A 13,084-nucleotide genomic window follows, 5' to 3' on the forward strand; every position below is an offset into this window, starting at 1 on the left:
ATTGGATTTCAGGCAGCTAGAAAATAAATTTGAAAAGAAAAAAGTAAATACATTTCTTGTTTATCAAAAAGGGGAATTAACAACTGAGTCTTATAAAACACCTGAATGTGCAAGTAATTTATATAAAATAAATTCGATTACAAAAAGCATTGTATCTATATTAATAGGTATTGCAATTGATAAAGGCTATATAAATGATATACATACACCCATTACAGAGTGGATTGAAAATGTACCTGAGGGAAAACATGATTTGACGCTTTATCACTTATTAACAATGACTACTGGTGAGGAGTGGAAAGAGTTTGGAAATGGAGTAGTATTCCCGAATGACTTTGTAGAATCAGCGAACTGGGTGCAATATATATTAGAAAAACCAATAATTGAAGAACCCGCTACAAAAATGAATTATAACTCAGGCTCTTCGCATTTACTTAGTTACATTATCAAAAAAGCTACTGGAATGCCGACAGAACAGTTTGCGAAAAAATATGTATTTGATCTATTAGAAATTACCGAATATGAGTGGCAACAAGACCCACAAGGAATACATGTCGGCGGCTTCGGTATGAAAATGAAGTCAAAAGACTTATTAAAGCTAGGAATATTATGTTTACAAAATGGATATTGGCAGGGGAATGAAATTGTATCATCGAAATGGTTAGAAGAATCAAGTACACCTCTATTTGAAACGTATGAACATGTCGGGGCGTATGGATATCACTGGTGGGTATTGAATAACGAAAGATTTCACATACCGTACTGTATGTACTTTGCTATGGGATATGGCGGGCAATATATCGTTATCATTCCGCAGTTAGAGGTAGCTGCTGTAATAAGTAGTCATATGCCTAAACGTGGACTTGTTCCATTAAAATTATTTATTGAACATATACAAGAGAATTGTAATTTTCAGTAAGGGCACAAGTAAATCCATTTAATCCAGTTCAATTGTTTCATTTCTTCACAATTGAAAGTAATTTAGAAATGAAAACCTCACTGTTTATATTATAAACAGTGAGGTTTTCATTTTATCTACTCGTCTTCTGAAATGACACCTTAATAAATTTCTCCGTCTTCGTTTCAAATTCTACATCAACAAAAACACCGTATTCTTTTCCATCTTCACGTAACCATAATTTAAATTTTTCAACTGTTATTTGAACGGTTTTCGGTTTTCTACCTATATGAAGATAATCAATTATATCAGCTTTCGGGTATTGTTCTTTCGTCTTTTCTACAGCAAGCTTACCCCATTTCGCATACGGCGGCTGTGCATGAACAATTGCTGAGCCTGTATATACATTTGAACATATTGTTAGGAACAGAATAACGAGTGCGACACGCTTTAACAATTTTTTCATAATGAACTCCTTTTACCTTTTTTTATATTGTTTACATACTTTTTCAACGATATTAGTTTGGATTTTTTTGTCTTCATTACATAAAAGCGAGCCTTTTACAAAACATAACCAAGAAATCATTTACATAATTAAGGAGGGAAAATTATGCGCCAAAAACCTGTTTTTAAAATAGCAGTTTTGCTTGCGTTCATAGGACTGTCTTTCATGGTCAGTAGTATACAACTAAAAAATGTAGAAGCCTTTTCTAATCAAGTCATTCAAAGGGGAGCATCTGGTGAAGATGTCATTGAACTGCAATCTCGTTTGAAATATAACGGATTTTATACGGGAAAAGTAGATGGTGTTTTCGGATGGGGTACATACTGGGCACTTCGGAATTTTCAAGAGAAATTTGGTTTACCGGTTGATGGTTTAGCTGGAGCTAAAACGAAGCAAATGCTCGTGAAGGCAACGAAGTATGATAAGTCAACTGCTAATAAAGGAACGACAACGAATAAAGGAAATAGTGGTGGCACTGCACAAGAGAATAAACCACCTCAAAATAAAGGGACAAATGTTCCAAATGGCTATTCTCAAAATGATATTCAGCTCATGGCAAACGCAGTATACGGAGAATCACGTGGTGAGCCGTATTTAGGACAAGTTGCAGTCGCTGCAGTTATTTTAAATCGTGTTACAAGTGCATCATTCCCAAATACCGTTTCAGGTGTAATCTTTGAGCCAAGAGCATTTACAGCGGTAGCAGACGGACAAATATATTTAACACCAAATGAAACAGCGAAAAAAGCTGTATTAGATGCAATTAATGGATGGGATCCAACAGGAAACGCATTGTATTATTTCAATCCAGATACTGCAACAAGTAAATGGATTTGGACTCGTCCACAAATTAAAAAGATCGGGAAACATATTTTCTGTAAATAGAGCGGAGGTGGAACTATGTTACGAGGTATTATAATCGTATTATTAACAGTTGGTGTAGTTGGAACTGGATACTGGGGCTATAAAGAGCACCAAGAAAAGAATGCAGTATTAATTCGAGCAGAAAATAGCTATCAACGTGCGTTTCATGATTTAGCGTATGAGGTTGATTTATTGCACGATAAAATTGGAACAACGCTTGCGATGAATTCGCGCGCATCTTTATCGCCTGCATTAGCAGATGTATGGAGATTAACATCGGAAGCTCGTTCGGATGTAGGACAACTTCCTTTAACATTAATGCCTTTTAATAAAACGGAAGAATTTTTAGCGAATATCGGTGATTTTAGTTACCGTGCAGCCATTCGTGATTTAGAAAAAGAACCGTTAAATGATCAAGAATACAAAACGTTGCAAACTTTATATTCCAATGCAGGGAATATACAAGATGAACTAAGAAAAGTGCAACATCTTGTTTTGAAAAACAATTTACGCTGGATGGATGTTGAGATGGCACTCGCATCAAATCGTGATCCTGCAGACAATACAATTATTGACGGATTAAAGACAGTAGAAAAAAATGTAACATCGTATTCATCTACAAACTTCGGACCGACCTTTACAAGTGCACAAAAAAATAAAAAAGGTGGATTTGCAGCAGAAGGAAAAGCAATTTCAAAAGATGAAGCGGCGAAAATTGCAAAATCGTTTTTAAATTTAAAAGGAAATGAAAAAGTAGAAGTCGAGAAAAGCGGAAAAGGTGCGAAAGAATCTTTCTATAGTGTGAAAATTAAAGACGAGGCAACGAATAATGAGTTTTATATGGATATTACCGGAAAAGGCGGATATCCAATTTGGGTTATGAATAATCGAGAAATTAAAGAACAGAAAATTAGTTTAAACGATGCAGGAAGTAAAGGTTTGAAATTCTTAAAGGACCATAAGTTTCATAATATGGAGCTTTATGATAGCTCACAATATGATAATGTTGGAGTATTTACGTATGTAGTAAATGAGAATGGCGTACGAATTTATCCAGAGGCAATTCAAATGAAAATTGCTTTAGATGACGGTTCTATCGTCGGATTTTCGGCGAAAGAATATTTAGCATCACATCAAAAACGAACAATCCCTTCGGCAAAGCTAACTGCAGCAGAAGCAAGAAAGAAAATAAACCCTGATGTAAAGGTAATGGAAGAGCGAAAAGCAATGGTAGTAAACGATTTGCATAACGAAGTACTTTGCTATGAATTTTTAGGTACTTTAGGGAAAGATACGTACCAAATTTTCATCAATGCAAATAGCGGAGCAGAAGAAAAAGTGAAGAAAATGCAAGCTGTTGAAAAAATTTATGATTAAACTTTAATGGTAAAGTGGTGAGAATAATGAAGATTTTAATATATATGTTGATGGTTTGTTTTTTAATAACTGGATGCAGTATTGGAAAAAAGGATAATCCAAACGAAAAGCCCGAGCAAAAAAATGTTTCAATGAAAAATGTTAATTATACAAATAAGTCAAATAAGCCAAATGAAAAAGCAGCGGACCATTTAGCGTCTTTAGCGGCAAGTGTGCCAGGTGTGAATGATGCGACAGCGGTAGTAGTTGGGAAATATGCTATCGTAGGAATTGATGTAAAAGCGAAACTAGATCGAACACGTGTTGAATCCATTAAATACTCTGTTGCAGAAAGTTTGAAAAACGATCCTGATGGTGCTAATGCAGTTGTTGTAGCAGATGTTGATACGTATGAACGACTGAAACAAATTGGAAAGCAAATTAAAAAAGGAAAAACAGGCGAAGGTATACTGGATGAGTTAGCAGCAATTGTTGGCCGTGTAATGCCACAAGTTCCAAATGACATGATTGAAAATAAAGAAACGAATCCAATTCAAGATAATGATAAACAATTACCAAAAGATGAAGAGCAAGAACTGAGAAAAGAACAGAATGACCAATCAAATAATCATTTAAATAAATAAATTTAACAGTAACCCTGTACTAAATTGTACAGGGTTTTTCAATATAATATTAAATATTCAGTTTATTTTTAAGGGAATATATGGTTTAATTATGATGGGAGGGACAACTGTTATGATGAAAAAAAGCACATTAATATTATGTAGTTTATGCTTAGGTTTCAGTATGACAGCGTGTGAACAGAAGAAAGAAGTAAAAAAGCACACAGCGACTTCTTCTACTGTGATGGAAAATCAAAAGAAAAAATCTATCAATATAAATCATTTCTCCAATATAAATGAAGGAATGACTTATAAAGAAGTGAAAGATTTAATTGGTTTTGAAGGGGATTTACTCATAGAAGAAGGGGTGGAACATTCTACACAAATTAAGCAAATTTTTGCTTGGAAGGGAAGCAATCCAACTGCATTAGTTGAAATTACATTTTTAGATGGCAAAGTACATTCTAAAGTGCAGCAAGGTTTAAGTTAATAAGTAAAAAATGGGAGAGTTTATCATGAACATACATACAGGGGAGATTCAATTAGTTCCGTATAAAGAGGAATATAAAGAAGTTATAGAAACATTTACTTTACCAAGTGAACAAGTTCAATTTACGTCGGACCCAGCTGAATTATTGAAAAAAGCAAAAAATGATCGTACAAAAAATGTCATTGTTATTTTAGATTACAATGGGGTACCTGTTGGTCTTTTTGCATTGCAAACAGGAGATAGAGTACAGGAATTCACAGAAAATGAGAACGCTTTACTTTTAACTTCATTTTCTATAAATCACAATAGACAAAGGAAGGGATACGCTAAAAAATCACTGGCACTATTACAAGAGTTTGTACAACGTTATTTTTCGATGAAAAATGAAGTTGTACTTGCTGTGAATGAAAAAAATATTCCAGCACAAAATTTATATGAAAAAGTTGGTTTCCAAGATAAAGGACTTAGAAGAATGGGACCAATTGGTCAACAAATTATAATGCATTTACCTATCATAAAATAATGAGAAGAAAAACTTACTCTTGCATAGTAAAGTAGTAAGTTTTTTTATTTGGAACAATATATGTTGTAAAATATATAAATAAACGAAATAGAAATGAAGGAAATACAAATGAATCAAGTTAGAAAATGGAATATTATTGGTGGAAGGGTGATAAAAACAGGAATTGCGGTTTTTCTTACAGTTCTAGTTTGCGAATTTTTCAATATACCAACTATTTTTGCTGTTATTACAGCAATTGTAACAATTGAGCCAACCGCAACGGATTCTATAAAAAAAGGACTAGTTCGTTTTCCAGCTTCAACAATTGGATCAGCGTATGCAATGACTTTCACATTTTTCCTAGGTCATCAGGCGCTTTCTTATGCGTTAGCGGCAATGTTTACAATCGTTACATGTCAAAAACTAAGGCTACACGCAGGAACGTTAGTCGCAACTTTAACTGCTGTTGCAATGATTCCCATTACGGCAGATCATTATTTTACTGCATTTTTAATTCGATTAGCTACTACATCTACTGGTATTATAGTGTCTACTTTAGTGAATTTTTTCATCTTACCACCACACTATGTTAAAACAATTTCGGGATGTACAGAAGAGCTATTTGTTAAAACGGCAAATGTTATGGAGGAATGGCTTACTGCGTTAATGGATGGGAAAGTTATAAAAAAGGAGACAACCTATACTCTTTCTAAATTAACTGTATTATTACATAAAGCAGTACAATTTGTTCAATATGAGCAAAAAGATTGGAAATACCATCGACATACAAAAAAAGAAATGAGAAGCTTTTTACTTGTACAAAAGCAACTTCATTTATTACAGCAAATTATTTATCATATAGATAATTTAGCTCGAGCACCAATTGAAACATGTGATTGGTCACAAAATGAAAAAGAAATTTTACGACGAACAATTCATTCTATAATTTCTATATTAAGAAATCATTGTGAAAAAATAGATGAGGAACATTTTAAACTGATTGATGAATTAGATAAGCAATTTTGGATTAATAAAAATGATTTAGCACATTGTAAACCGAATCAATATCATCATCATTTTTCAAGTGAATCTATCATTTTATTTGAGATATTATCTATACATGATATGTTAGAGGAATTAAAACAAATATTCGAGAAATATGAGAGTGAAAATCAACTTAATTGCTCAGTTCATTAAAATGCGGAGGATTGATATGACAATTTATATTGCATTACTAAGAGGAATCAATGTAGGCGGGCATAAGATAATCAAAATGGCTGATTTAAAACAAGCGTTTGAATCAATAGGGTTGAAACAAGTGAAAACATATATTCAAAGTGGGAATATCGTGTTCGAATCTGAAAAAGATATTGATTTTCTAAACAAACGAATACAATCTGAAATTAAAAACGTTTTTGGTTTTGATGTTCCGGTTATGTTAAGAACACATGAGGAATTTATAAACATTACAAAAAGATGCCCCTATGAAGTCAATTCATTGCGAGAAGGCGAAAGTATACATATTGCCTTCTTAGCACATGAACTTTCTAAAACAGAAAAAGATCAGCTACTTATGCAAAAAAATGAGATTGAAGATTGTTGTATTCATGAAAAAGTTGTGTATTTATTTTTCAAAAATAGCATTCGAAACTCTAAATTAATGAACCAGTTTCAGAAGTTGCATACACCAGCTACAGTAAGAAATTGGCGGACTGTGAATAAATTAAAAGCGATTGTAGAGAGTATATAACTATAAAAAGAAGAGGTTTTCTGTCTATAGAAAACCTCTTCTTTTTATTTATATTGTTTCGCTACAATGAGTTCAATGATAGGATAAATAAAGAATGAAGAGCACAGTGCAATAAAAAGAGGGAAGTTTTTAACCCCATCTAAATTAGCTCCCATAGAAAACCCTTCAGAGAAGAGTAATATAAGGAACATTACAACTACGAGCGTAAAATATGCAATTTTAGAGCTTTTATATGTAATTTGCTGTCCCATTTCATCTTGGCTTTCTTCCGATACTCCGTTTGGATCTCCCCAAGTAATTTGATTAATTAAATTACCGATAATTAACGAAAAAGCGAATATTGTTCCTCCCAAAATCGAACCTTCCGTTACATATTTATATGCCCCATGTATGAGAACTACGATTAATGATACAACGATAATTATGAAAATAAATTTTTTATGGTTCAATTTAAAAATGGCACCTCCATTGTTGTAAAAAACTCTTTACAACTATAGTATAAAATTGGGAAAGTTTAATGTCAAATACTTTTTACACACAGAGCCGTGAAAATGATATTTTGTATGTACGGTTAATAAAAAATTATATTACATTTGAATGTAAAAGAATGGGCTCGCATATATTTGGAAGGGATGTCAGATTAATTTAGGGGGTAGTTATGTCTATTCTTTTAAAAGCTGGTGCTGATGCAGGAAATAATGGTTTGAAGTTAATGGTGAAAGGGCAAGATCCTATTTTTATTCCGAGTATATATGCTTTATATATAGGAGAGCCTACAGGACTTTTAGATGAGGAAGATGTTTCATTATCTGAATTAGAAAATCACATTGACGTGACCATTAGTTCTCCATCGTTAATGTTAAATAATGTGCGGTATATCGTTGGAGAAAAAGTCATTCAAGATCAATTAAAAGGTACTGAGGTTGAGAAGAAATCGAATAAGTCAACTGATGAGTTAATGGTTATTACGATTCTATCTGGTTTAGCCGTAAGTGCTATGCGTCAAAGTCCAACTTCTAGCCATATTAACATTCGATATGATTTATCTGTTGCTCTCCCTATGCAGCTTATTACACAAGAAATAGCGGCGGAAAATGCGAAACGTTATATGGGGAATCATAAGGTTGTGTTCCATTATCCAAACGGACGTGATGTTACAATTAATATTTCCATCGAATATTGCAAATGCCTACCTGAGGGTGCTTCTGGGACGTGGGGCATTGTATATGATGAAGAAGGAAATGTTGTAAAACATAAAATAGAATGTGAACAAAATAAAGTGTCAGAAATTGATTTTGTTGATAAAACATTATTATCTTTTGATATTGGTGCAGGAACGACAGAAGAAGTCGTTTCACTAGGTGTAAACTTTAGACCACAACTAAGTAAGGGTTTATCGTACGGTGTGAAAGAAACGTTACTACAAATTATTACGAGATGGAACCGGAAGTATCCAACAAAGACAATTGATAGTATTACAGAATTCAATCAAATTTATTTAAATGATAAACACCCTAGAAATGCATTATTAGTTGAGGAATCACAACCAGCACTATTAGGTTTAGCAGCGCGCGTTGCAACGGATATTATTAACAAAATTGATGATATGAAAGACGATCCATATGTTTTTATTTATGGCGGGGGCGCAGTTATCATAAAAAATAGCCTGAAAATGATTTTAAAACAAAAAGGGCGTTTAACAAATGTAATCTTTGTAGATAATCCATTATTTACAAATGCACGTGGGTTATTAGTCTACACTTGTTCGCCAAAATATAGAGAGCATAAGCAAAAAGAGTTAGGATTTACAAACTTAACAATAAGTTAGTTGGTGGAAGTATGCGATCTAGGCGATATAAACGTGGTGACCGAGTAAAAATTAATATTCATAAGTCAGTATCACCTGAAATGCTTGCATGGCTGAATAAACAATCAAATCCAACCAACTTCTTTTTCTTTGCAGCGCAGCAACTTTTTAAACAAGTAGGAGATATTGATGTGTCAAAAGCTATACCAAGTAGCCATGTTTTCTCGTTATACGTTGAGCCATCATCTTTATTAAAAGTAGAAGTTAATCCTTTTAAAAGCTTACCACTAGAAGCAAATAAATCCACCGATAATATAAAAAAAAAATCATGGGAAGCTGTTGATCAATTAGATTGTCCGTTTTTTTAAACATAGAAAAATATAAGTATTGCCCATCACTATACATACGGATACAGTGATGGGCGTTTTTACATGTAAAGATAGGGGGGACACAAATTGCGGCGTGCCCCTCCTATTCATTATTTTTCTATTATTTTAGCTGTATGTTCAGTAACAGTATGAATGATGTCTTCCCAGTCATCAGGATGAATCTCATGTCCAGCGCCTTCAAGAGTTAATAGAGCTGAGTTAGGAATCTCATCGATAAGTGCGAGACCATGTTCAAAAGGGAGTGCGGTATCGTCTGTTCCGTGAATGACTAATGTAGGTGCTTGTATGGAGTGAAGCACCCCTTCATATGCATCATCGCCTTGAAGTAAAGCGTGATTAAACATGCTTAATAAATTGTTAGCTCGTTCAATTTCTTGTTTTACTTGATTATAGACTCTTTTTTCATCAAATGTGCGTTTGGACCCGCATAATAGACGGGACCCTGAAACTAAATATTCTGCTACAATATTTTCATTTGTCCAATCTAAATGCGTGCCATTTGCGTGATGTGTTAAAATTCTTTCATCCATCGGGGGTAAGTCACGTGTGTTATTGTCAGAGCCTATCACACTTGTAGCTAGTAATGTTAATGTTAATATTCTTTCGGGATGTTTTACAGCAGCAATTTGAGCGATCATACCGCCTAAAGACATACCAAATAGATGCGCTTTGTCAATATGATAAGCATCTAGTACCCCAATTGCATCTTCAGCCATATCCGTAACGGAATAATTAGAAGTTCCAGGTTCATATGCGACAGAGCGTCCCACATCACGGTTATCAAAACGAATAACAAATTTCCCCTTGTTAGCCAACTGTTCACAAAATTCTTCATCCCAATAAACCATTGAACACGTAGCACCCATAATTAATAAAATAGCTGGATTTTTAGGGTTTCCAAAGCTTTCTGTACATATATCAATCTCGTTTATTTTAAATATCTTTTCAGTCATAGAGTTCTCTCCATTTCTTTTGAATGTAATTAAACATAAAATTTTGAATGACTCTAAGTTGTGTGTTAGATTTGCTTTGTTTTTTGCGTAATTACCCCCAAAAATAAGTTTATGATAATTTAAGGGGAAAAATTTTGAGAAATAATTGTATGTTATTAAAATAAACAGCAAGGGAGAGGACATGAAAGCAATTGTTATAGATCAATATAGTAGTGTTGAAGAATGAAAGTTTTAAAACCAGTTGTTAAGAATAACGAGGTATTAAAATGAAGAAGGCGTTAGAGAAGCTTATATTTTGAGTGAATATAAACATGTTTCATTTTATTCATGATACGGATTGACTTTATTTATTGGAAAGGCGTAATATTATTAAGCTATATGAAAGAGATCTGTAAGAAGAGGGGAGTTATTATGAAAATAAATTGGACTGAAGTAAAGGAAAAAATTCGACCGCAAATTTCAAAACCATCATATGAAACTTGGTTTACGAATACTACTGTTTATTTAGAGGATGATATATTAACAATTTATTGTCCAAATGAATTTGCACGTGACTGGTTAGAATCTCATTATAAAGAATTAGTATTTAATACATTAAGAGAAATGTTTAATACGACTTTTGAAATTCAGTTTGATCTATGTAATGGCGAACCATCTAACTTGAAAGATGTCCAAAAAGAAAAGCTTAGTAGCTGGGATGAAGTAAAGAAAGCATTAAGACCTAAAATAGCAGAGAAAACATTTATGACATGGATTAGAAATACAAACGCTACGATAAAAGATAATAAAGTAATAATCTTTTGTGAAGATGCGTTTCATCGTGATTTGCTTGAAGGTGAGTATAAAAATATAATTTCAAGTACCGTACAGAAACTTTCTAATGAAGAATATCAAATTTGGTTTGAAATAAAATCAAATGCTACTTCAATAGCTCAGATTCATCATGTGCAAAAGAATCAACTTACTTCGGAACAAGAGGAATCCAGTACAATTTGGAATAAAATAAAAGAAAAAATGCAATTAACAATTTCGAGACCATCATATGAAACATGGGTCAAAGAAACGACAGCTAGAATAAATGAAGATTCATTAATCATTTATTTTGAAAACGAATTCCAACAAGAGTGGGTTAAAAAGTCTTATAAAGATTTAATTTCGCAAATAACTAAAGAGTTAACTGGAAATACATATGAGCTTCAATTTGAATTAAAATCAAATACAAATGCACTAGATAATGCTGGAAAATCAAATATTAAAGATATCACTTCCGAATTAGGGGAGCAGTTCAAAGTATCCAATAACAGTTTAAAATATAATGATGTAGACGAGAGCAATAAACGCATTCGAGCCCTAGAAGAAAAAATAATGAACTTGGAAAAGATCATTGGTACATTAGTAGAAAAATTAGATGCAGTAGAATTAAAAACACAGTTGGAAAAATAACCAACTGTGTTTTTTTTACTTAATTCGCTTTTTTTATAAACCCTTTATAATGACGTTTTACAAGCTGACTTTCTAACGTTTTCATTGTTTCAAGTGCCACACCGACAATGATCAGTAAGCTTGTACCACCAATTTGTGCAGAAGGTGGTAATGTAGCAATCTTTGTGAATACAAGCGGTAAAATTGAAATTGCACCTAAGAAAATTGCACCGATAAATGTTAAACGGTATAAAATTTTCGTTACATATTGTTCTGTTGATTTACCAGGACGAATACCAGGTACATATCCATTTTGTTTTTTCAAATTCTCTGCCATTTGTTCAGGATTTACTTGAATAAATGCATAGAAGTATGTGAAAGCAACGATAAGACCTACATATAGGGTCATTCCAATTGGATGTGCGAAATCAAGGTTTGCAACTAACCATTTTGATACGCTTGAATCAGGGAAGAGCTGCGCAATTGTACGCGGCGTCATTAAAAATGCGGAAGCAAAGATTACTGGAATTACACCAGCACTATTTACTTTTAGAGGTAAATGAGTGTTTTTTGCTCCTTGATATTGATTGTTTCCTGAAACAGCTTTTGCATATTGAATCGGTATTTTACGCACAGCTTGTTGAATGTAAATAACCCCAACAACTATCGCTAAAATTATAAGACCAATTAAGACCATTTTTATGATGTGCATGAATAATTGATCGCCTGCATTTTGAAATTGTTGTAAATAAATTTGATTCGCAACATTTGGAATCGCTGCTACAAGTCCTGCGAAGATAATCATCGAAATACCATTACCTACTCCGTTAGCGGTAATTTGTTCACCTAACCAAAGTAAAAATGCAGTACCTGCAGTTAAAACTGTTGCAATAAATAAGTATGTAGTCCAGCTTTGATCTGTTATTAATTGTCCACCTGCTATATTATTAAAGCCATAAGACATCCCAATGGCTTGTATGAATGCGAGAATGATTGTAAAGTATCGAGTAAATTGAGCTGATTTCTTACGGCCCATTTCTCCTTGCTTTGCCCATTCCGAAAATTTTGGTATGACGTCCATTTGTAGTAATTGCACTATAATGGAAGCTGTAATATATGGTGTAATACCTACAGCAAAGATTGAGAAGTGTTGCAATGCTCCTCCGCCAAATACGTTTAGCATACCTAAAACGTTAGCTTGATCTTGTACTTTTAATACCTCTGCGTTAGTATGAGGAACTGGAATAAACGTGCCAATTCGAAAAACGATTAACATCGCTAATGTAAAAAGGATTTTCCTTCTTATCTCAGCTACTCTCATGAAATTTGAAATCGTACGAAACATTATATCGCCTCCTATATTTTTATCAGTTTAAAACTGATTATTATATCCCGATGAAGTAACCACAAACCTCCTTCCGCATTAAATTCATTTGACAAATGGAATTTTATACATTTTGTAGTTTTCACGGATATAAAAATATAAGGTATTTTTAGCGAGCTATAAGTTTTTCGTAATCATTCA

15 protein-coding genes are annotated in these 13,084 nt (G+C 33.2%); 11 read left to right on the top strand and 4 right to left on the bottom strand.

Annotated features, from left to right (window positions below):
• Window position 1: 1 nt before the first annotated feature.
• On the top strand, window positions 2–919 hold the full coding sequence (locus QCI47_RS14380; protein ID WP_353811831.1) for a serine hydrolase domain-containing protein: 918 nt from the start codon (window positions 2–4) through the stop codon (window positions 917–919).
• A gap of 112 nt (window positions 920–1,031) precedes the next feature.
• Here QCI47_RS14380 and QCI47_RS14385 read toward each other — a convergent pair whose 3' ends face one another.
• Complete coding sequence (locus tag QCI47_RS14385) at window positions 1,032–1,364, bottom strand: DUF3889 domain-containing protein (protein WP_000734897.1); 333 nt, start codon at window positions 1,362–1,364, stop codon at window positions 1,032–1,034.
• Window positions 1,365–1,508: 144 nt separating this feature from the next.
• Between QCI47_RS14385 and sleB the strand changes: the two genes are divergently transcribed.
• From sleB to QCI47_RS14420, 7 genes are all read left to right on the top strand, one after another.
• On the top strand, window positions 1,509–2,288 hold the full coding sequence (gene sleB, locus QCI47_RS14390) for a spore cortex-lytic enzyme (RefSeq protein WP_001249248.1): 780 nt from the start codon (window positions 1,509–1,511) through the stop codon (window positions 2,286–2,288).
• Between the two features lie 15 nt (window positions 2,289–2,303).
• Window positions 2,304–3,644: a germination protein YpeB gene (ypeB, locus tag QCI47_RS14395; RefSeq protein WP_309423072.1), complete on the top strand. Its 1,341-nt coding sequence runs from the start codon at window positions 2,304–2,306 to the stop codon at window positions 3,642–3,644.
• Window positions 3,645–3,670: 26 nt separating this feature from the next.
• Window positions 3,671–4,267, top strand: coding sequence for a YhcN/YlaJ family sporulation lipoprotein (locus QCI47_RS14400; RefSeq protein WP_000698002.1), 597 nt, complete (start codon window positions 3,671–3,673; stop codon window positions 4,265–4,267).
• Between the two features lie 112 nt (window positions 4,268–4,379).
• Window positions 4,380–4,736 (top strand): hypothetical protein, encoded by a 357-nt coding sequence (locus tag QCI47_RS14405; protein ID WP_000976537.1) that lies wholly within the window; start codon window positions 4,380–4,382, stop codon window positions 4,734–4,736.
• A gap of 25 nt (window positions 4,737–4,761) precedes the next feature.
• Window positions 4,762–5,259: a GNAT family N-acetyltransferase gene (locus QCI47_RS14410; RefSeq protein ID WP_001020868.1), complete on the top strand. Its 498-nt coding sequence runs from the start codon at window positions 4,762–4,764 to the stop codon at window positions 5,257–5,259.
• Between the two features lie 108 nt (window positions 5,260–5,367).
• A complete protein-coding gene (locus tag QCI47_RS14415; protein WP_061130378.1) occupies window positions 5,368–6,435 on the top strand; it encodes an aromatic acid exporter family protein in 1,068 nt (355 codons plus the stop codon).
• 16 nt (window positions 6,436–6,451) lie between these two features.
• Entirely contained in the window at window positions 6,452–6,988 is a 537-nt protein-coding gene (locus tag QCI47_RS14420) for a DUF1697 domain-containing protein (RefSeq protein ID WP_048557909.1), read from the top strand.
• A 44-nt stretch (window positions 6,989–7,032) separates the two neighbouring features.
• Here the strand turns inward: QCI47_RS14420 and QCI47_RS14425 are convergent, their stop codons facing one another.
• The gene (locus QCI47_RS14425) at window positions 7,033–7,437 is read right to left on the bottom strand and encodes a hypothetical protein (RefSeq protein WP_061130376.1); all 405 of its coding nucleotides are present in this window, start codon (window positions 7,435–7,437) and stop codon (window positions 7,033–7,035) included.
• Window positions 7,438–7,646: 209 nt separating this feature from the next.
• Between QCI47_RS14425 and QCI47_RS14430 the strand changes: the two genes are divergently transcribed.
• Both QCI47_RS14430 and QCI47_RS14435 read left to right on the top strand, forming a co-directional pair.
• Window positions 7,647–8,816 carry a ParM/StbA family protein gene (locus QCI47_RS14430; RefSeq protein ID WP_000025610.1) on the top strand — a complete coding sequence of 390 codons (1,170 nt, stop codon included), beginning with the start codon at window positions 7,647–7,649 and terminating at the stop codon, window positions 8,814–8,816.
• A gap of 11 nt (window positions 8,817–8,827) precedes the next feature.
• The gene (locus QCI47_RS14435) at window positions 8,828–9,163 is read left to right on the top strand and encodes a hypothetical protein (RefSeq protein ID WP_001257754.1); all 336 of its coding nucleotides are present in this window, start codon (window positions 8,828–8,830) and stop codon (window positions 9,161–9,163) included.
• 110 nt (window positions 9,164–9,273) lie between these two features.
• Here the strand turns inward: QCI47_RS14435 and mleBCA are convergent, their stop codons facing one another.
• On the bottom strand, window positions 9,274–10,137 hold the full coding sequence (gene mleBCA, locus QCI47_RS14440) for a BCA family alpha/beta fold macrolide esterase (RefSeq protein ID WP_309423068.1): 864 nt from the start codon (window positions 10,135–10,137) through the stop codon (window positions 9,274–9,276).
• Window positions 10,138–10,548: 411 nt separating this feature from the next.
• Here mleBCA and QCI47_RS14445 point away from each other — a divergent pair, with 411 nt between their 5' ends.
• On the top strand, window positions 10,549–11,580 hold the full coding sequence (locus tag QCI47_RS14445; protein ID WP_353811832.1) for a DnaA N-terminal domain-containing protein: 1,032 nt from the start codon (window positions 10,549–10,551) through the stop codon (window positions 11,578–11,580).
• 19 nt (window positions 11,581–11,599) lie between these two features.
• On the opposite strand, the gene secY is transcribed toward QCI47_RS14445, so the two are convergent.
• Window positions 11,600–12,904, bottom strand: a complete 1,305-nt coding sequence (secY, locus tag QCI47_RS14450; RefSeq protein WP_000490140.1) for a preprotein translocase subunit SecY — start codon at window positions 12,902–12,904, stop codon at window positions 11,600–11,602.
• Between the last annotated feature and the right edge of the window lie 180 nt (window positions 12,905–13,084).

This window comes from Bacillus cereus group sp. RP29 (assembly GCF_040459765.1).
In the GTDB taxonomy this organism is placed as follows: Bacteria; Bacillota; Bacilli; order Bacillales; family Bacillaceae_G; genus Bacillus_A; species Bacillus_A paranthracis.